Source organism: Mycobacterium sp. UM_WGJ, assembly GCF_000455125.1.
Classification (GTDB): Bacteria; Actinomycetota; Actinomycetes; order Mycobacteriales; family Mycobacteriaceae; genus Mycobacterium.
On the sequence record NZ_AUWR01000040.1, the window covers coordinates 47,736 to 66,079 of the forward strand.

Below are 18,344 nucleotides of genomic sequence, written 5' to 3' on the forward strand. Positions count from 1 at the left end.
CGGTGGCGTCTAGAAGTAGCGGGGGAACCTGCTCCAGTCCGGATCGCGCTTCTCCAGGAAGGAATCCCGGCCCTCGACGGCCTCATCGGTCATGTAGGCCAGCCGGGTGGCTTCGCCGGCGAACAACTGCTGGCCCACCAGCCCATCGTCGAGCAGATTGAAGGCGAACTTCAACATGCGTTGGGCCTGAGGCGATTTGCCGTTGATCTCCTTGGCCCACTGCACGCCGGTGGCTTCCAGCTCGGCATGGTCGACGACCTCGTTGACCGCGCCCATCTGGTGCATCTGCTCGGCGGTGTAGGTGCGGCCCAGGAAGAAGATCTCGCGGGCGAACTTCTGGCCCACCTGCCGGGCCAGATAGGCGCTGCCGTACCCGCCGTCGAAGCTGCCCACGTCGGCGTCGGTCTGCTTGAACCTGGCGTGCTCGCGGCTGGCCAGGGTCAGGTCGCACACCACGTGCAGGCTGTGTCCGCCGCCGGCCGCCCAGCCGTTGACCAGGCAGATCACCGGTTTGGGCATGAACCGGATCAGCCGCTGCACCTCCAGGATGTGCAGCCGTCCGGCGCGGGCGACGTCGACGGTGTCGGCGGTTTCCCCGGAGGCGTACTGGTAGCCGCTGCGGCCGCGGATGCGCTGATCCCCGCCGGAGCAGAACGCCCAGCCGCCGTCCTTGGGCGCCGGCCCGTTACCGGTCAGCAGCACCACCCCGACGTCGGGAGACATCCGGGCATGGTCCAGCGCCTGGTACAGCTCGTCGACGGTGTGCGGCCGAAACGCGTTGCGCACCTCGGGACGGTTGAACGCCACCCGCACCGTCGCGTCGGTGACGTGGCGGTGATAGGTGATGTCGGTCAGGTCGGCGAAGCCGTCGACGGTGCGCCAGATGCTCTCGTCAAAGGGGTTGCTGCTCACGCTTGCGACCGTACCGGGGCGGCGGCCTCAGGTTGCCCGTGACGCCGGTGTCGGCATCGAAGAGGCGAAGCTGGGACCGCCGCTTGACCGAGCTGTCTACGGTGGAGGCGATGACCATCGACGTGTGGATGCAGCACCCGACCCGGCGGTTCCTCGACCACGACATGCTGGCGTCGCTGCGACGCTGGACCGGCGGGGCTATGCCCGACGAAGAGATCCCCATCGAGGCCACCGTGTCGGCGATGGACGCCGCGGGTGTGGATTTCGGGCTGCTCAGTGCCTGGCGCGGACCCAACGGCATGGACCTGGTCTCCAATGACGAAGTCGCGGGATGGGTCGCAGCGCACCCGAATCGGTTCGCTGGATTGGCCACGGTCGACCTGGACCGCCCGATGGAGGCCGTCCGCGAACTGCGGCGCCGGGTTCGCGACGACGGATTCGTCGGCCTGCGTGTGGTGCCGTGGCTGTGGAACGCGCCTCCCACCGATCGGCGCTACTACCCGCTGTACGTCGAGTGCGTGGAACTCGGCGTGCCGTTCTGCACCCAGGTTGGGCATACCGGCCCGCTGCGACCGTCGGAAACCGGGCGCCCGATTCCCTACATCGACCAAGTGGCACTGGACTTTCCTGAGCTGGCAATCGTGTGCGGACACGTCGGCTATCCGTGGACCGAGGAGATGGTCGCGGTGGCCCGCAAGCACGAGAACGTCTACATCGACACCTCCGCCTACACCACCAAGCGGCTCCCGGACGAGTTGATCCGTTTCATGCGAACCCGCACCGGGCAGCGAAAGGTGTTGTTCGGCACCAACTATCCGATGATCATGCACGGCCATGCACTCGACGGGCTCGACGATCTCGGGCTCGATGATCAGGCGCGCGCGGATTACCTGCACGAGAATGCCGAGCGGGTGTTCAAGTTGGGGGGCGAGAGCGCATGACGCCGCCCCTCGACGACATCCTTGACCGCCTACACGTGGTGGCGCTGCCGATGCGCGTCAAGTTCCGCGGCATCACGGTGCGCGAAGTGGCCCTGATCGACGGCCCGGAAGGCTGGGGCGAGTTCGGCGCCTTCGCGGAGTACGAACCGCCCGAGGCGGCGCACTGGCTGGCTGCCGCACTCGAGAGCGCCTATCGCCAACTCCCACAACCGCTCCGCGACCGCATTCCGATCAACGCAACCGTGCCCGCCGTCGACGCCGATCGGGTCCCCGAGGTGCTGGCGCGGTTCCCCGGCGCCCGCACCGCCAAAGTCAAAGTCGCCGAACCCGGACAGACCCTGGCCGACGATGTCGCCCGCGTCGAAGCCGTCCGCGCGCTCATCCCCACCGTGCGCGTCGATGCCAACGGCGGTTGGACGCTCGATCAGGCGGTCCAGGCGGCAACGGCATTGGGCGCACTGGAATATCTCGAACAACCCTGCGCCACCGTCGCCGAACTCGCGGAGCTGCGCCGTCGCATCGACACCCCGGTGGCCGCCGACGAGAGCATCCGCAAAGCCTCCGACCCCCTGGCCGTCACGAAAGCCGGCGCCGCCGATATCGCGGTGCTGAAAGTCGCTCCGCTGGGCGGCATTTCAGTACTGTTGACGATCGCTGAGCAGATCGGCATCCCGGTGGTGATCTCCAGCGCGATCGACTCGGCGGTCGGTATCGCGACCGGCCTGCGGGCAGCGGCCGCGCTGCCGGAGCTGCAGCACGCCTGCGGGCTGGGCACAGGATCACTGTTCGTCGACGATATCGCCGAGACCACGGCACAAGAAGACGGCTACCTCCCGGTGCGGCCTGTGGTCCCGGACCCCGCCCGTTTGCACGCCCTGGCTGCTTCGCCGCAGCGGCGCCAGTGGTGGATCGACCGGATCAAGGTCTGCCATCGACTGTTGCCGCGGTGAGCACTCACACGCTGGGCAGCCGCGCGTCGATCCCGTTGGCGATCGTGACGGCTTCGTCGCTGACATAGAGCTTGCACGCCAGCACGTCGATCGCAACGTTGTTGGTCACCCGCAGGGCCCGTTGACAGGACCAACCCGCGCTGTCGTCCTGATGCTGGGTCATCCACACCGTTGAGTCGACGTCGGCGACGGTGTCGAACGTCCAAAACGTGTCTGGGTAGCCGTCCTTGGCGGTCGCGAATGTCCGCTCGCCGCAGGAGCTCCAAGCGCGGGCGGTGGCATCGAAGAAACTGCGTGCCGCATCCCGGGTGGCGAACACCGTGGCGGCCTGAATCACGAAGTGGTCTTGTGCGTTCTCGGTAAGGGTTTGGGTGAGGGTCGCGGTCCAGTCCGCATCGGTATACACCGACTTCTCGACGGGCATCCACGCCGCCAGGCAGCCATGGTCAGGGAACTGGCGACCCGAATCGAACATCCGCGTGCGGGAGTCTTTGACCCGCATCCCGCGTGCGCCCATGATGTCGCTGACGGTAGTCGCCTTCAGCAGCAGTTCCGGCAGCATCGCAGCCGTCACCGGGCGGGGTCCGTCCTGGTCGGCCGGCACCGCCACGCCGCCGGTCACCCGGGTGCAGTCGGCCATGAGCGCAGCGGCCAGCGCCAGCGTGCATGCCAACCCGACGCTCCGTATCCGTATCACCGTTCCCCAGCTGCGCAGTTGCGATCCTGACACCATAAAGCGTGGACGGGTCGCGTACCTTCACTCTGGTGACCAACCTCGCCTACGATGACCGTAATCAGGATGGGGAGCCGGTTCTGTTCATCGCCGGGCGTGGCGGCGCCGGTCGCGGCTGGCACCTGCACCAGGTGCGCGAATTCCAGCTCGCCAGGTACCGTCCGATCACCTTCGACAACCGCGGCATCGGTGCCACCGAGAACGCCTCGGGGTTCACCACAGAAACCATGGTGGCCGACACGGCCCAGCTCATCGAATCGCTGAACATCGGCCCGGTCCGCATCGTCGCGGTGTCGATGGGCTCGTTCATCGCTCAGGAATTGATGCTGGCCCGGCCCGAATTGGTGAAATCCGCTGTCCTGATGGCCACCCGTGGCCGCCACGACCGCGCCCGGGAGTTCTTTTATCAGGCCGAGGCGAAGCTCGCCGAAGCCGGTGTCGAACTTCCCGCCGAATATGAAGCCAAAGTGCTTCTGCTGGAGAGCTTTTCGCCGAAAACGCTCAGCGATAACGCCGCGATCAAGGACTGGATCGCGATGTTCACCATGTGGCCGGTCAAAAGCACCCCGGGGTTGCGCTGCCAGCTCGACGTGGCGCCATTGACCAACCGGCTGCCCGCTTACGCCAACATCACTCAGCCGGTGCTGGTGATCGGTTTCGGCGACGACGTCGTGACCCCGGCACACCTGAGCCGCGAGGTCGCCGACGCGATCCCGGGCGCGCGCTACCTGGAGATTCCCGACGCCGGGCACCTCGGATTCATCGAGAAACCGGACCAGGTCAACAAGGCAGCCTTGGAGTTTCTCGCCGAGGTCGACGGCAAGCCCTTCCGGTGGGCGCCGATGCCTCCGGCGCACGACTAACCTGGTACCAATGACCAACCCCTCGACGGCACAGGCCCGCATCGTCGTCGACGAGCTGATCCGCGGCGGTGTCCGCGACGTGGTGCTGTGCCCGGGATCGCGCAATGCGCCGCTGGCCTTCGCGCTGCACGACGCCGACCGGGCCGGCCGGCTGCGCCTGCATGTCCGTATCGACGAACGCACCGCCGGATACCTGGCGATCGGGCTGGCGGTGAGCGCCGGAGCCCCCGTCTGTGTGGCGATGACCTCGGGCACCGCGGTAGCCAATCTGGGTCCGGCGGTGGTCGAGGCCAACTACGCGCGGGTGCCGCTGATCGTGCTGAGCGCCAACCGTCCCTACGAGCTGCTGGGTACCGGCGCCAACCAGACCATGGAGCAGCTCGGCTACTTCGGCACCCAGGTTCGCGCCGCCATCAGCCTGGGGCTGGCCGAGGACGCCCCCGAGCGGATGGATGCTCTCAACGCCACCTGGCGGTCGGCGGTCTGCCGAGTATTGGTCGCTGCCACCGGATCTCGCACCGCGAACGCTGGGCCGGTGCAGTTCGACATTCCGCTGCGCGAACCGCTGGTGCCCGATCCCGATTCAGGGACGGGCACGGGCACGGGTCCGCCGGGCCGGCCGCACGGGCGTCCCTGGACTCTGACCCCGCCGGTCAGTTTCGACCAGCCGCTGGACATCGACCTGTCTGCAGACACCGTGGTGATCGCCGGGCACGGTGCCGGGCCGCACCCGAATCTCGCGGCACTGCCCACCGTCGCCGAGCCGACGGCCCCGATGCCGGAGAATCCACTGCACCCGCTGGCCCTGCCGCTGTTGCGTCCGCAGCAGGTGATCATGGCCGGCCGGCCCACCCTGCATCGTCCGGTGTCGGCCCTGCTGGCCGACCCGAGCGTGCCGGTCTATGCGCTGACCACCGGGCCACGCTGGCCGGACGTTTCGGGTAACTCGCAGGCCACCGGCACCCGAGCCGTCACCTCCGGCGAACCGGACCCGGCCTGGCTGCGCCGCTGCGCGGAGCTGAACTCCCAGGCAAACGCCGCGGTGCGCGACCAGCTGGCGGCGCATCCGCTCACCACCGGCCTGCACGTGGCCGCCGCCGTGGCCGACGCGCTGCGTCCCGGCGATCAGTTGGTGTTGGGCGCCTCGAACCCGGTACGCGACGCCGCCTTGGTTGGGCTGGGTAACGCCACGAGCGCCCGAGGCGTCACCGTGCGATCCAATCGCGGGGTCGCCGGTATCGACGGCACGGTGTCCACCGCTGTCGGTGCGGCCCTGGCGCACGAGCAGCAGAACCCCGACGGCCGCACCATCGCGCTAATCGGGGACCTGACGTTCGTCCACGACAGCTCCGGGCTGCTGATCGGGCCCACCGAGCCGCGGCCACAGGAGCTGACGATCGTGGTCTCCAACGACAACGGCGGCGGCATCTTCGAGCTGCTCGAGCAAGGAGATCCACGGTTCGCCGACGTCTCGTCGCGAATCTTCGGCACCCCGCACGACGTCGACATCGCCGCGTTGTGCCACGCCTATCACGTCGAATTTCAGCGGATCGAGGCCGATGCCCTGGCCGGCGCGCTCGCCGAGCCCGCCGGTGGGGTGCGGGTGCTCGAGGTCAAAGCCGACCGCTCATCGTTGCGGGCACTGCACGCCGCGATCAAGGCCGCATTGTGAGACTGCCCGATGGCCGGTCCGGCAGGGCCTATCAGAAGTCGAAACAGTTGCTGCGCAGGCTGTTTCGGGGTAACGGCGCGCTTCCGCGCAACACCTGGGCCGCACGTGTGCTGCGGTGGGCGCGCACCGCGGTGGTGATCCTGGTGGCGTTGGTGACATTGCAGTCGGTGCTGTTGGTGGCGGGGGCGTGGCGCAACGACATCACCATCGAACGTGACATGGGGGTGGCCGAGGCCGAGGTGCTCAACGCAGGCTTTAGGCGCTCCACCATCGAGTTCGTCACACCGGAGCGGATCACCTATCGCCCGGAGCTCGGCGTGCTCTACCCATCTGAATTGGCAACCGGGATGAGGATTTACGTCGAATACGACAAGTCCGATCCGGATCTGGTGCGGGTCCAGCACCGTACCGCGGTGCTCGCGGTCATCCCGGCCGGATCCGTGGCGGTGATCGCCTGGTTGATCGGGATAGCGGCACTGGCGGGATGCAATGTCGCCGAACGACGCTGGGCCAACCGCTAGCGCTCGTGCACCAGCCGGTCGAGCCAGCCGGCGTCGTCGGTGTCCACCACGGTCTTGGTGGTCAGGTGGTACACCGTCGGGGTGCCGGGGCTCTCCGGGTTCGCCGACAGCAGCTGCACGCGGTTGAAGGCGTTCATCGATGTGGCGTCCACCACCTGCTGCCCGGCGGCGATTCGATCCACCACGTGGCCGGGCAGGCCGCTTTCGCGAGCCGTCGTCGCGATCTCCTCCACGGTGGGCGTGCCGCCCTTGCGGTACAGGTCGGCCACGAACGTTTGGTAGGCACCGGCGGTGGTCGCCGGATCTGCCGCTGCCATCAGCGCGTTGCCGACGCGCGCGGAGGTGTCGTTCTTGCGCCGGGCATCCAGAAACGTCATCCACCGGTAGGTCACCGCGACGTCGCCGGCGACCAGGTGCCGGCCCAGGGCGTCACTGGAGGCCGCCTCGAACTTCGCGCACTCGGAGCACTGCGGGTCACAGAAGACCTCCAACTGCACCGGGGCAGAGGCCGTTCCGACCAGCACACCGAAGTGGTCTGCGCTCCACACCGTCCCGGCTTCATGCGCCGGTCCCAGCTTCGTCTCTCCTCCGTCGAGGCTCGCTGAACCGCCGGCTTCTTGCGCCGGTCCCAGCTTCGCCTCTCCTCCGTCGAGGCTCGCTGAACCGCCGGGCTCATGCGCTTCCGGGTCGGCTGCTGCCGGCCCCGCCAAGGCCCCGCCGAATACCACCAGTGCTGCAAATGTGCCCAGCCAAGACCGCATTCCAGTAACCCTATCGGAGGCGGGTACCGTCGACCGGGTGAGCCGCGCCAGCCTGGACAAAGACCCGCACGCGGTGGCGTCGATGTTCGACGGCGTCGCACGACGCTACGACCTGACCAACACGGTGCTGTCGCTGGGAAGAGACCGCTCCTGGCGTAAGGCCACCCGGAAAGCACTGGAGTTGCAGCCGGGGGAGAAGGTGCTCGACCTGGCCGCCGGTACCGCGGTGTCGACGGTGGAGTTGGCCCGCTCGGGTGCCTGGTGTGTGGCCGCGGACTTCTCGGTGGGGATGCTGGCGGCCGGTGCCGGCCGGCCGGTGCCCAAGGTCGCCGGTGACGCCACCAAGCTGCCCTTCAGTGACGAGGCGTTCGACGCCGTGACGATCAGCTTCGGGTTGCGCAATGTCGTCGACCACACGGCGGGCCTGCGGGAGATGGCCCGGGTGACGCGGCCCGGGGGCCGGCTGGTGGTGTGCGAGTTCTCCACCCCGACGGTGCCGGTGTTCGCCACCGCCTACAAGGAGTACCTGATGCGGGCGCTGCCGGCGGTGGCGCGCGCGGTGTCATCGAACCCGGAGGCCTACGTCTACCTCGCAGAGTCGATCCGCGCCTGGCCGGATCAGGCCGCGCTGGCCGAGCAGATCGGCGCGTCGGGCTGGTCGGATGTGAGCTGGCGCAACCTCACCGGGGGCATCGTCGCGCTGCACTCGGCGAAAAAACCCGGTTAGTCGCGCCCTCAAGAAGCCGGGTCGAACCGGAACACCGGGATCCGCCCGGCGAGCGCCTCGACCTCGTCGGGGGTGCCCTTGTCCACCAGGCCCGCCTGCTTGAGGAAGCGGGCGCCTACCGGCACCTGCACCGGGAATGCTCGCAGCACCGGGCGGGCCGCCTCCGCCGACAGCTCGACGATGCGGACCGGCCGTTCGCTGCGGCCGTGGCGCAGCAGGCCCGCGCCGGCTGCCCGGGCATTGAGCGCCCAATCGGCCTTGGGGAACCCCGCCACCGTGTAGAGCTGCCCGTCGACGGTGAACGGTGTCATCGGGGTGCTGCGCGGCTGACCGGACTTGCGGCCCGGCACCGTCAGCACCATCGGTGGGCCCGTCGGGATACCCAGCTTCTGCAGGCCGATCATCAATTTGTTGACCGGTTTGAGCCAGCGCGGCGGCTTCGGGTCACTCATGGCGTGGCTCCCTTTCAGCCCAGGTGCGCCGAGAGCAGCCAGCCCGCCGCCGACTTGCGGCCGCCCGGTTCGTCGCGCAGTGGAACGCCGCCGAATCCGGGGAACTCATCGGGGAACACCGCGTGCAGCCGGGCCGGCTTGATGTCGTCGATCACCCAGTACTTCGACACCACCTCACGCAGCTCGTCGGCGGTCACCGCGAACGGCGGGCCCTCGGGGATGGCGGCCTTGTCGAAGACCAGCACGAAGTACGACGCCCCGGGCGCGGCCGCACGCACGATGGAGCGTTGGTAGCCCTCGCGGGCCTCCACCGGGATCGAGTGGAACAGCGTGCTGTCGACGATGGTGCCGAAGCGGCCGTCATAGCCGGTGAAGTCGCTGATATCGGCGACTTCGAAGGAGGCGCTGGTCAAACCGCGCTTGGCCGCCTCGCGGCGGGCCAGATCGATGGCGGTGGGCGAACTGTCGAGGCCCACGGTGGTGTGACCCTGCTCGGCCAGATACAGCGAGATGGCGGCCTCGCCGCAGCCGACATCAAGGACATCGCCGTGGAACTTGCCCTGCTGGATCAGTGTGGCCAGCTCGGGCTGGGGCTCCCCGATGCTCCACGGTGGTTTGGCGCCCAAGCCCATCTGCTCGGATTCGCCCCGGTATGCGGCGTCGAACTGAAGTTCCATTGAATCGCTCATCACTCCGGTATAGCAACGCCCCTGATATATGTCAACGAAGTTGATATGTTCCGAACGGACCGACGTCAGGCGAACGGGCGGCGGCGGTCGATCAACCGGGACATCCGCCCCCCGCCACGCCAGGCCCGCGCCACCAGATCCGCGTCGTCGTCGGTGACCAGGTTGGCCATCACCCGCACCGCCACCCGCATCAACAGCGTCGAACGCATCGCCAGCGGGCCGGTGGCCGGCAGGAACCGGGGGAACGTCAGCAGCAGCGCCAGTCGCCGTGCCACCGAGAATCCGCGCGCGTAGTGGGCCGCCAGCAGCTCTGGCCAGGCCTGCGTAAGGTCGGCGCCGCCCGCATTCTCCAGTAGCTCGACGGCCAGGCGCCCGGTCTCCAGGCCGTAGTCGATGCCTTCGCCGTTGAGCGGGTTGACGCAGGCCGCGGCGTCACCGATCAGCATCCAGTTGGGTCCGGCGACGCCCGAGACCGCGCCGCCCATCGGCAGCAGCGCACTGGCCGGGGCACGCACCGGGCCCTCGAAACCCCATTCCTCGCGGCGTAGGTCGGCGTAGTAGGACATCAGCGGCCGCAGCGCGACGTCGGCGGGCCGTTTGACGGTGGCCAGCGCGCCGACGCCGATGTTCACCTCGCCGTTGCCCAGCGGGAAGATCCAGCCGTAGCCCGGCAGCACCTCCCCCTCCGGGGACCGCAGCTCCAGATGCGACGTCAGCCACGGTTCGTCGCTGCGCGGCGAGGCCAGATAGCCGCGGGCGGCTACCCCGTAAACCGTCTCTTTGTGCCACTGGCGGCCCAGCTCGCGACCCAGCGTGGAGCGGGCCCCGTCGGCGACGATCAGTGTCTTACAACTGACCTCCGTGCCGTCGGCCAACACCAGTGCACGCACGCGCCCGGACGCGTCGTGTTGAACCCCGACTGCCTTGACGCCCAACAACATCCGGGCGCCGGACTCCTCGGCGACCTTGCGGATGCGTTCGTCGAGTTCGGTGCGCGGCGCCGCGCTGCCAGTCGACGGGAACGACGGGCCGGGCCAGTCCACTTCGATCTCGCCGCCGAAGCCGGCCATCCGCAGACCCCGGTGCCGGATATGGCTGTCCAGCCACTCACCGAGCCCCAGCAACTCCAGCTGTTCGACGGCTCGCGGGGTCAAGCCGTCACCGCACGGCTTGTCCCGCGGGAAGGCGGCCGAATCGACCACCAGCACGTCACGGCCCGCCCGCGCGGCCCAGGCGGCCGCCGCCGACCCCGCCGGCCCCGCACCCACCACCACCACATCAGCCTGCGAACTCACAGTGACCAGTATGTTGGAGCCGTGAGGACACCGGCGAACGTGGTGGCGGGGTTGGATTTCGGCGGGTTGGGAGACCCGGGTTTCGCGGACCGGGTTCGCGACGGGGTTTCGCGTATCGAAGAGCTGATGGACACCGAGTTGCGCGGTGGAGACGGCCTGATGACCGAGGCCGTGACGCACTTGTTCGACGCCGGCGGAAAGCGGTTCCGTCCGCTGTTCACAGTGCTGTCGGCGCAGCTGGGGCCTGAGCCGGACGCCTGGCAGGTGACGGTGGCCGGTGCGGTGATCGAGCTGGTGCACCTGGCCACGCTGTACCACGACGACGTGATGGATGAGGCGCAGATCCGCCGCGGGGCGCCCAGCGCCAACGCCCGGTGGGGCAACAACATTGCGATCCTGGCCGGTGACTACCTGTTCGCCACCGCCTCACGCCTGGTGTCGCGGCTGGGGCCGGATGCGGTGCGGATCATTGCCGAGACCTTTGCCCAGCTGGTGACCGGACAGATGCGCGAGACCCGCGGGGCGGCCGACGGTGTGGACGCGATAGAGCACTACCTCAAGGTCGTCTATGAGAAGACGGCCTGTTTGATCTCGGCGTCGGGCCGCTTCGGTGCGACGTTCTCCGGTGCCGACGATGACCAGATCGAGCGGCTGGCCCGCCTCGGCGGGATCGTGGGCACTGCCTTCCAGATCTCCGACGACATCATCGACATCGATTCCGACCCCGACGAGTCCGGCAAGCTGCCCGGCACGGATCTGCGCGAGGGTGTGCACACGCTGCCGGTGCTCTATGCACTGCAGGAGACCGGCGCCGACGCCGAGCGGCTGCGAGTGCTGCTGGCCGGACCGGTCACCGAGGACGCGGCGGTCGAGGAGGCGCTGGGGCTGTTGCGCGCCTCGGCCGGCATGGTCAGGGCCAAGCAGACGGTGGCCGACTATGCCGCGCAGGCCCGCGCGGAGCTGGCCGCGCTGCCCGACTGTGTCGGACGGGCGGCATTGGCCAGCCTGGTCGACTACACCGTGACCCGGCACGGCTGACCACGATTGCGGAACTCGTGCGAGCTCGTCGGCGTTTAATGAGCACGATGGTCGTTCTCCAAGGAGGAAGTCGATGACCTGGCACCCGCACCACAACACGGCGAAGACGTTCTTTCTGCTGTTCCTGATGTCGGCGTTGATCGTGTTGGTGGGCCGGGCGTTTGGACCGCAGATGATGTGGGTGGCGGTGCTGTTCGCGGTGGGGATGAACGCCTACACCTACTTCAACAGCGACAAGCTGGCGCTGCGGGCGATGCGGGCCCAGCCGGTGACCGAGGTTCAGGCGCCGGAGATCTACCGGATTGTGCGCGAGCTGGCCACCACCGCCCATCAGCCGATGCCCCGACTGTACGTCAGCGACACCAACGCGCCCAACGCGTTCGCCACCGGCCGCGACCCGCGGCACGCCGCGGTGTGCTGCACCAGTGGAATCCTGCGGCTGCTCAACGAGCGTGAGTTGCGCGCGGTGCTGGCCCACGAGCTGTCGCACGTCTACAACCGCGACATTCTGATCTCGTGTGTGGCCGGCGCGCTGGCCTCAGTGATCACCGGTCTGGCCAATATGGCGATGTTCATGGGCAACCGCCGCGACGGCAACCCGCTGGCGATGCTGCTGGTCGCCTTGGTCGGGCCGCTGGCGGCCTCGGTGGTCCGGATGGCCGTGTCGCGGTCGCGCGAGTACCAGGCCGACGAATCCGGCGCGGTGCTCTCGGGGGACCCGTTGGCGCTGGCGTCGGCGCTGCGCAAGATCTCCGACGGTGTCCAGGCCGCCCCGCTGCCGCCCGAGCCGGAACTGGCCAGCCAGTCGCACCTGATGATCGCCAACCCGTTCCGCGCGGGGGAGAAGGTGGGTCAACTGTTCGCCACCCACCCCCCGATGGCCGACCGGATTCGGCGCCTGGAGGACATGGCCCGCGGCTAACGCGGTCCGCCTGCTGGCCCCCCACACCCCGGCGCCCCATCTGCCACTTTCGCACCCGCGCTTGGGGATAGGTGTCTTGTCGAATCGGATAGCGCATGCGCTACTACCGGGCATGAACCACTACACCTACCGCGCTGAGTGGTCGCGCGAGCACGACGAATACATCGGCCGCTGCCTGGAATTGCCCTTCCTGAAGCATTGGGCACCGACGCTGCGAGAGGCTATCGCCGGTGTTGAGCAAGCCGTTGATGAGCACCTGGCCGAGTGTGAAGGCGAAGACGTACCGCCTCCCATCACCGACCGGAACTTCAGTGGCAACTTCGTGGTCCGGACCTCACCGTCGCTGCATGCCCGGCTCGCCGTCGAGGCCGCTGATCAGCGTGTGTCGATGAACCACTGGATCGTGCAGAAGTTGGCTGACCGGCCGCCGAGTGGTCTGCTCGACTGGTGATACCGGATGCGCTATCCGATTCGAACTCCTCTCACCCCCGCCTCGATGGTGCGCACGTGACGCATGCGTCGGCTGCGCGCGCTGTGGAGCCGGATTCACTGGGCACCAGCACCGTGCCGCCGGTAGCGCAATGCTGCCGCAGCCAATCTTCAATGGCCTGCTCGGCGGCGTGATCGAGATAGGTGGTGTTGATGGCGAGCGTGACGTGCGTGCCGGCGGGAATCTGTGCCAGCACGTTGGTCAGCCGGGGCAGTGCCAGGAAGGTGCACGTGCCCGACACGGTCACCAGCCACTCGTCGTCGCTCTGTGTGGCGGTGACCTTCACCCGGATCACCCGCCACCCGGTCAACACCATCGCCAGCGCCAGCCCGATCAGCACCCCGTGCAGCAGGTTGAGGAACACCACGCCGGCCGCCGTCACCACGTAGACGATGAGATCGCCGCTGCGCCAAGCCGTCTCGATGTGAATCATCTTGATCAGTTGGACTCCGATGGTGATGAGCAGACCCGCCAGCGCGGCAGTCGGAATCTGCTGCACCAAGCCGGCGAACGGCAGGGCGAACAGCAGGATCCACACGCCGTGCAGGAACGCCGACGCCCGCGACTTCGCGCCGGCGTTGACGTTGGTGGCGCTGCGGACGATCACCCCGGTGATCGGCAGTCCACCGAGCAAGCCCGAGGCGACGTTGGCGGTGCCTTGCCCGATCAGTTCGCGGTTGAAATCGGTACGCCGCCCGGTGTGCATCCGGTCCACCGACACCGCCGAGAGCAGGCTTTCCACGCTGGCGATCAACGCCACGGTGAGCACCCCGATGAAGGCGGCGGCCCAGTTGCCCTCCGGCAGCGCCGGCAGTTGCACGGCATCCAGCAGTGATCCGTCCAGGGTGATGCGATGCACGTCCAGCGAGAAGACCAAGGACAGCACCGTTGCTCCGGCAATGGCGACCAGCGGCCCGGGAATCCGGCCCAGCGGTCCCGTCACCGATCGCCAGGCGAGCATGATGATGATCACCAGGATGCCCAGGACCGGCTCGGCTCCATGGGACTCGATCAGCCCTTCGGGCAGGCTGGCGAGGTTTTCCCAGGCCGAACTCGCCGACCGGCCGCCGAGGAGGACGAGCAGCTGCTGCAGCGTGATCGTGATGCCGATTCCGGCCAGCATCGCGTGCACCACGACCGGCGAGATCGCCAGCGCGGCCCGCGCCACCCGGCTCAACCCGAATAGGACCTGCAGCACCCCGGCGCCGACGGTGATAGCGCACGTCACCTTCCAGCCGAAGCGCCCGACCAGATCCGCGACGACGACCGTCAGCCCGGCCGCCGGCCCGCTGACCTGCAGCGGAGACCCGCCCATGGCGCCGACGACGAGACCGCCGACGATTGCGGCGATCAGACCGGCCAGCACCGGTGCGCCGGAGGCCACGGCGATACCCAATGACAGCGGCAGAGCGACCAGGAACACCACCAGGGAGGCGGGCAGGTCATACCGCAGTACCGAACGGGACCAGCCCATTCGTGGTTTGACGCGTGATTTGCCGTCGGCTTGCGCGGTCAGCATCCGGTAGTTCCCCTGCCCTCATAAGATATTGCTGAGATACAGGGAAGTTATTCGTGTCTTATTGCCAAATGCAGAATGCGACATGTCCGGGAAGTAAACACAAGTTACACATTCGGAGTGAATACACAGGAACTAGGCAGTTAAAAGCCAGAGCCGGTCACCTCATGTCCGGGCGTCTCGGCGATCAGGCCACGGTAGGCCTGCTCCACCGTCGAACCGTGGTTGATCACGCCATCGACCTCGCGCGCGATCGGCATACTCAGCCCGTACTGCGCGGCGAACTTCATGATCACGCTCGCGGCCCGCACACCCTCGGCCACCTGATTCATCGACGCGATGATCTCGTCGATGGGCTTGCCGGAGCCCAGCTGCTCGCCGACATAGCGGTTGCGGCTGCGCTGGCTGGTGCAGGTGACGATCAGGTCGCCCATCCCCGCCAGGCCCGCGAAGGTGTCGCGGGCTCCGCCCATCGCCTCGCCGAGCTTGGACATCTCGCGCACCGAACGTGACATCACCATAGCCCGGGTGTTCTCCCCGATGCCCAGCGAGTAGCCCATGCCGACCGCGATCGCATACACGTTCTTCAGCGCGCCGGCCATCTCGACCCCGACCACGTCGTCGGTGGTGTACACCCGGAATCGCTTGGTGCGGAACAGCGACGCCAGCTCACACGCCAGGCCCGGGTCGGGCATGGCCAGCACCGCCGCCGCGGCATAACCTTCGGCGACCTCGCGGGCGATGTTCGGCCCGGCCAGGATGCCGGCCGGATGCCCGGGCAACACCTCGTCGACGATCTGCGACATCCGCATGTTGGTGCCCTGCTCCAGGCCCTTGACCAGCGACACCACCGGCACCCAGGGGCGCAGCTCGGTGGCCAACTCCTCGAGCACTCCCCGGAAGCCGTGTGACGGTACGGCCATCACGACGACGTCGGCGCAGTGCGCGGCTTCGGCGAAATCGGTGGTGGCACGCAGCGTGCTGCTGAGTTCGACATCGTTGCCCAGGTAGCGACTGTTGCGGTGGTTGTCGTTGATGTCGGCGGCGGTCGCCTCCGACCGCACCCACTGCAGCGTCGGCGCGCGGCGCGAGCAGATGGACGCCACCGTGGTACCGAACGATCCGCCTCCGAGCACGACAACATTGGGTGTACGAGTAGCAGCTGGCATGTGCGACAGCGTATTGCCGTCGCCGCCGCCGCACCGGCAGTTGGCGAACTCGGTGCTATCCAGCCAGCGGTACGGGCTCCCCGGCCCGTCCGAACACCATCGATTCGGTGATCTGGTCGAACCGGAAGTCCAAGGCGTCGGCGAAGTAGTTCTGGCGCACATTCCACGGTCGTTTGGTGCCCGACCGCGGGAGCGCATGCGGCGCGCGGAGCACATAACCGGCCTGGATGTCCCAGGCCGACTTCTCGGCCATCGGCTCGTCGCCGAGGTGCGGATAGGCGTGGGTGTAACCGCGAGAAGCCATGTATGCCAGTAGTTTGGCGGTGGCCCGGGCGGTGATGTCGGCGCGCAGCGTCCAAGACGCATTGGTGTAGCCGACGCACCAGAACAGGTTCGGCACGTCTTCGAGCATGTGCGCCTTGTAGACGAATCGATCGGTGGACTTGATCTCGGTGCCATCCAAGCTGATCCGCACCCCGCCGAGCGCCTGCAGTTGCAAGCCGGTGGCGGTGACGATGATGTCGGCGTCCAGATGCGCCTCGGACCGCAACACGATCCCGGTGGCGTCGAAGCGATCGATCCGGTCGGTGACCATCTCGACCCGGCCGGCGCTGATCTCGGCGTAGAGGTCGGCGTCGGGAATCAGGCACAGGCGCTGATCCCACGGTTCATACGGCGGCTTGAAGTGGGTGTCCACGGGGTAACCCGGCGGCAGATTCTGTACGGCCGTGCGACGCAGGATCCGCTTGAACAGCGGGGGAGTCTTGCGGGCCAGGAACCAGACGTAGCCCTCGAACAGGGCCATCACAAACCGGATGATCGGGTGAGCCCACTTGCGGGGCAACAGGCTGGTCACCACATTGACGAAACGGCTGTACATGGTCGCCGAGATCAGATAGGTGGGGGTGCGCTGCAGCAGGGTCACGTGGGCGGAGCGCTGCGCCAATGCCGGGACCAGTGACATCGCGGTGGCGCCGCTGCCGATCACCACGACCTTCTTGTCGGTGTAGTCCAGATCTTCGGGCCAGTGCTGGGGGTGCACCAGCGTTCCCGCGAACGTCTCGGATCCCGGGAAGTCCGGGGTGTAGCCCTCGTCGTAGTTGTAGTAGCCGGAGCCGAAGAACACGAACCGGCCGCGGTAGGTCCGCTGGCTGCCGTTCTCGTCCGCCGTCACGGTCCAGGTGTCGGTAGACGAATCCCAGTCGGCGGCGGTGACGTGGTGGTTGAACCGGATGTGTTCGTCGATGCCGTACTTGCGCGCGGCGTCGGTCAGGTAGTCGCGGATCTCGTCGCCGTTGGCGACCCGTTCGCGCCGGGTCCAGGGTTCATACGGCAGGCACAGCGTGAAGATGCTGCTGTCCGAGCGCACCCCGGGATAGCGGAACAGGTCCCAGGTCCCGCCGATGCGCTCACGCCGTTCCAAGATGACGTAGTTGGTGCCGGGGTTGCGTTCGGCGATGCGGTAAGCCGCGCCGATACCGGAGATGCCGGCTCCGATGATGACGACGTCCACGACCTCTTCGGTAGTCACAAGGCCCAGCCTAGGCAGGCAAGGCGGTCGGAGCAGCGGTATCGGTTACCGGTAATTCACGAATTGCAGGGCCACGTCCAGGTCGGCGCCCTTGAGCAGTGCGATCACGGCCTGCAGGTCGTCGCGCTTCTTCGATGACACCCGGATCTCGTCGCCCTGGACCTGGGACTTGACGCCTTTGGGGCCCTCGTCGCGGATCAGCTTGTTGATCTTCTTGGCGTGCTCTGCGTCGATGCCCTGCTTGAGGCTGCCGCTGACCTTGTAGGTCTTGCCCGACGGTTGCGGGTCCCCGGCGTCGAACGCCTTCATGGAGATGTCGCGGCGGATCAGTTTCTCCTTGAACACGTCGACGGCGGCCTTGACCCGCTCCTCGGTGGAGCTGACCAGCTCGATATTTTCCTCGCCCTTCCAGGCGATGGTGGTGTCGGTGCCGCGGAAGTCGAACCGGGTGGCCAGTTCCTTGGCGGCCTGGTTGAGCGCGTTGTCGACCTCTTGCCGGTCGACCTTGCTGACGATGTCGAATGATGAGTCCGCCACGAGACCCGTCCTCTCTTCGAGTTGTGCTGGCCGTTTGTGTCTGAGGTACATCCTCGTTGTAGTCTGCTAGGCGCACTACGGCAGGTTGCCCGAGCGGCCAATGGGAGCGGACTGTAAATCCGTCGGCGGAAGCCTACACAGGTTCGAATCCTGTACCTGCCACACCTGATCAGGCCTCCTTTCGAGGGGGCCTGATTACTTTTTCGACGTCCGTAGCCCGCCATGAGTCCGCAGCAGAAAGCAGTCGCGACGCAGCTGGATCTGGCCGGGGACAGTGATCGAGATCCCGGGCCGGGGAAGTTGGTGCTACCAGCTTCCTGGCGTTCCGGGCGCAACCGCTACGCCCCGCCAGTTGCACGGCTGAAAGGTCTGCCACGCCACGAGAGCACATTGGGCTTCGGCAGGGATGCCGGGCAAGCAGCCAGGCTGACCCGGGCCGCCGCAATTCGTCGGTCCCGGAACGAATGGATCGGCACCTGAAACACCGGCACCCGCCGCGACAGCAATGACCGACCACATCGCTGTGACCGCAGACAACAGCAGCAGCTTCATCACACCACCTCCGACTCCAAAGATCGGGGCAAGAATATGGTGCGATGTGAAAATTTGTTGGGAATTGTGGAAA

General features: G+C 67.4%; 19 protein-coding genes and 1 tRNA gene. 10 read left to right on the forward strand and 10 right to left on the reverse strand.

What is annotated here, in order from left to right; genetic code table 11:
- Positions 1-9: 9 nt before the first annotated feature.
- Complete coding sequence (locus tag N416_RS0113300) at positions 10-912, reverse strand: 1,4-dihydroxy-2-naphthoyl-CoA synthase (protein WP_024442597.1); 903 nt, start codon at positions 910-912, stop codon at positions 10-12.
- Between the two features lie 110 nt (positions 913-1,022).
- Between N416_RS0113300 and N416_RS0113305 the strand changes: the two genes are divergently transcribed.
- Together N416_RS0113305 and N416_RS0113310 are read left to right on the forward strand one after the other, a co-directional pair.
- Positions 1,023-1,853: an amidohydrolase family protein gene (locus N416_RS0113305; protein WP_024442598.1), complete on the forward strand. Its 831-nt coding sequence runs from the start codon at positions 1,023-1,025 to the stop codon at positions 1,851-1,853.
- The gene (locus tag N416_RS0113310; RefSeq protein ID WP_024442599.1) at positions 1,850-2,803 is read left to right on the forward strand and encodes an o-succinylbenzoate synthase; all 954 of its coding nucleotides are present in this window, start codon (positions 1,850-1,852) and stop codon (positions 2,801-2,803) included. Before N416_RS0113305 ends, N416_RS0113310 begins: the two co-directional genes overlap by 4 nt.
- 4 nt (positions 2,804-2,807) lie before the next feature.
- Here the strand turns inward: N416_RS0113310 and N416_RS0113315 are convergent, their stop codons facing one another.
- A complete protein-coding gene (locus N416_RS0113315; RefSeq protein ID WP_036457962.1) occupies positions 2,808-3,476 on the reverse strand; it encodes a sensor domain-containing protein in 669 nt (222 codons plus the stop codon).
- Between the two features lie 92 nt (positions 3,477-3,568).
- Here N416_RS0113315 and N416_RS0113320 point away from each other — a divergent pair, with 92 nt between their 5' ends.
- From N416_RS0113320 to N416_RS0113330, 3 genes are read left to right on the forward strand one after another with little or no spacing between them, the layout of a single operon-like run.
- The gene (locus N416_RS0113320) at positions 3,569-4,399 is read left to right on the forward strand and encodes an alpha/beta fold hydrolase (protein ID WP_024442601.1); all 831 of its coding nucleotides are present in this window, start codon (positions 3,569-3,571) and stop codon (positions 4,397-4,399) included.
- 10 nt (positions 4,400-4,409) lie between these two features.
- A complete protein-coding gene (gene menD / locus N416_RS0113325; protein WP_024442602.1) occupies positions 4,410-6,071 on the forward strand; it encodes a 2-succinyl-5-enolpyruvyl-6-hydroxy-3-cyclohexene-1-carboxylic-acid synthase in 1,662 nt (553 codons plus the stop codon).
- A 2-nt stretch (positions 6,072-6,073) separates the two neighbouring features.
- Positions 6,074-6,592: a DUF3592 domain-containing protein gene (locus tag N416_RS0113330; RefSeq protein ID WP_051190264.1), complete on the forward strand. Its 519-nt coding sequence runs from the start codon at positions 6,074-6,076 to the stop codon at positions 6,590-6,592.
- Here the strand turns inward: N416_RS0113330 and N416_RS21640 are convergent.
- Positions 6,589-7,353 carry a thioredoxin domain-containing protein gene (locus N416_RS21640; protein ID WP_024442604.1) on the reverse strand — a complete coding sequence of 255 codons (765 nt, stop codon included), beginning with the start codon at positions 7,351-7,353 and terminating at the stop codon, positions 6,589-6,591. The genes N416_RS0113330 and N416_RS21640 overlap by 4 nt on opposite strands.
- A 37-nt stretch (positions 7,354-7,390) precedes the next feature.
- Between N416_RS21640 and N416_RS0113340 the strand changes: the two genes are divergently transcribed.
- The gene (locus tag N416_RS0113340) at positions 7,391-8,080 is read left to right on the forward strand and encodes a demethylmenaquinone methyltransferase (protein WP_024442605.1); all 690 of its coding nucleotides are present in this window, start codon (positions 7,391-7,393) and stop codon (positions 8,078-8,080) included.
- 8 nt (positions 8,081-8,088) lie between these two features.
- On the opposite strand, the gene N416_RS0113345 is transcribed toward N416_RS0113340, so the two are convergent.
- From N416_RS0113345 to menJ, 3 genes are all read right to left on the reverse strand, one after another.
- Positions 8,089-8,532 carry a nitroreductase family deazaflavin-dependent oxidoreductase gene (locus N416_RS0113345; RefSeq protein ID WP_024442606.1) on the reverse strand — a complete coding sequence of 148 codons (444 nt, stop codon included), beginning with the start codon at positions 8,530-8,532 and terminating at the stop codon, positions 8,089-8,091.
- A gap of 14 nt (positions 8,533-8,546) precedes the next feature.
- A complete protein-coding gene (locus N416_RS21645; RefSeq protein ID WP_036457926.1) occupies positions 8,547-9,221 on the reverse strand; it encodes a class I SAM-dependent methyltransferase in 675 nt (224 codons plus the stop codon).
- 65 nt (positions 9,222-9,286) lie between these two features.
- A complete protein-coding gene (menJ, locus tag N416_RS0113355; protein ID WP_024442607.1) occupies positions 9,287-10,516 on the reverse strand; it encodes a menaquinone reductase in 1,230 nt (409 codons plus the stop codon).
- Between the two features lie 21 nt (positions 10,517-10,537).
- Between menJ and grcC1 the strand changes: the two genes are divergently transcribed.
- The 3 genes from grcC1 to N416_RS0113370 all read left to right on the forward strand — a co-directional run bounded on the left by grcC1 (position 10,538) and on the right by N416_RS0113370 (position 12,927).
- Positions 10,538-11,554 carry a nonaprenyl/(2E,6E)-farnesyl/geranylgeranyl diphosphat synthase gene (gene grcC1, locus N416_RS0113360; RefSeq protein ID WP_196805139.1) on the forward strand — a complete coding sequence of 339 codons (1,017 nt, stop codon included), beginning with the start codon at positions 10,538-10,540 and terminating at the stop codon, positions 11,552-11,554.
- A 73-nt stretch (positions 11,555-11,627) separates the two neighbouring features.
- Positions 11,628-12,476 carry a zinc metalloprotease HtpX gene (gene htpX / locus N416_RS0113365; RefSeq protein ID WP_024442609.1) on the forward strand — a complete coding sequence of 283 codons (849 nt, stop codon included), beginning with the start codon at positions 11,628-11,630 and terminating at the stop codon, positions 12,474-12,476.
- Between the two features lie 112 nt (positions 12,477-12,588).
- Complete coding sequence (locus N416_RS0113370; protein WP_024442610.1) at positions 12,589-12,927, forward strand: type II toxin-antitoxin system HicB family antitoxin; 339 nt, start codon at positions 12,589-12,591, stop codon at positions 12,925-12,927.
- Between the two features lie 31 nt (positions 12,928-12,958).
- Here the strand turns inward: N416_RS0113370 and N416_RS0113375 are convergent, their stop codons facing one another.
- From N416_RS0113375 to N416_RS0113390, 4 genes are all read right to left on the reverse strand, one after another.
- Complete coding sequence (locus tag N416_RS0113375) at positions 12,959-14,485, reverse strand: SulP family inorganic anion transporter (protein WP_024442611.1); 1,527 nt, start codon at positions 14,483-14,485, stop codon at positions 12,959-12,961.
- 140 nt (positions 14,486-14,625) lie between these two features.
- On the reverse strand, positions 14,626-15,651 hold the full coding sequence (locus N416_RS0113380; protein ID WP_024442612.1) for an NAD(P)H-dependent glycerol-3-phosphate dehydrogenase: 1,026 nt from the start codon (positions 15,649-15,651) through the stop codon (positions 14,626-14,628).
- A 55-nt stretch (positions 15,652-15,706) separates the two neighbouring features.
- A complete protein-coding gene (locus tag N416_RS0113385; RefSeq protein ID WP_024442613.1) occupies positions 15,707-17,182 on the reverse strand; it encodes an NAD(P)/FAD-dependent oxidoreductase in 1,476 nt (491 codons plus the stop codon).
- 45 nt (positions 17,183-17,227) lie between these two features.
- Positions 17,228-17,719 (reverse strand): YajQ family cyclic di-GMP-binding protein, encoded by a 492-nt coding sequence (locus tag N416_RS0113390; protein WP_024442614.1) that lies wholly within the window; start codon positions 17,717-17,719, stop codon positions 17,228-17,230.
- 79 nt (positions 17,720-17,798) lie between these two features.
- Between N416_RS0113390 and N416_RS0113395 the strand changes: the two genes are divergently transcribed.
- Positions 17,799-17,881: transfer RNA gene (locus tag N416_RS0113395), tRNA-Tyr, on the forward strand.
- Positions 17,882-18,344 lie beyond the last annotated feature (463 nt).

Bases quoted from the DNA above. Each gene is read 5' to 3' on its own strand.
- N416_RS0113305 (WP_024442598.1), top strand. From the start codon at position 1,023: ATGACCATCGACGTGTGGATGCAGCACCCGACCCGGCGGTTCCTCGAC.
- N416_RS0113310 (WP_024442599.1), top strand. From the start codon at position 1,850: ATGACGCCGCCCCTCGACGACATCCTTGACCGCCTACACGTGGTGGCG.
- menD (WP_024442602.1), top strand. From the start codon at position 4,410: ATGACCAACCCCTCGACGGCACAGGCCCGCATCGTCGTCGACGAGCTG.
- N416_RS21640 (WP_024442604.1), bottom strand. From the start codon at position 7,353: ATGCGGTCTTGGCTGGGCACATTTGCAGCACTGGTGGTATTCGGCGGG.
- N416_RS0113345 (WP_024442606.1), bottom strand. From the start codon at position 8,532: ATGAGTGACCCGAAGCCGCCGCGCTGGCTCAAACCGGTCAACAAATTG.
- N416_RS21645 (WP_036457926.1), bottom strand. From the start codon at position 9,221: ATGAGCGATTCAATGGAACTTCAGTTCGACGCCGCATACCGGGGCGAA.
- htpX (WP_024442609.1), top strand. From the start codon at position 11,628: ATGACCTGGCACCCGCACCACAACACGGCGAAGACGTTCTTTCTGCTG.
- N416_RS0113370 (WP_024442610.1), top strand. From the start codon at position 12,589: ATGAACCACTACACCTACCGCGCTGAGTGGTCGCGCGAGCACGACGAA.
- N416_RS0113375 (WP_024442611.1), bottom strand. From the start codon at position 14,485: ATGCTGACCGCGCAAGCCGACGGCAAATCACGCGTCAAACCACGAATG.
- N416_RS0113380 (WP_024442612.1), bottom strand. From the start codon at position 15,651: ATGCCAGCTGCTACTCGTACACCCAATGTTGTCGTGCTCGGAGGCGGA.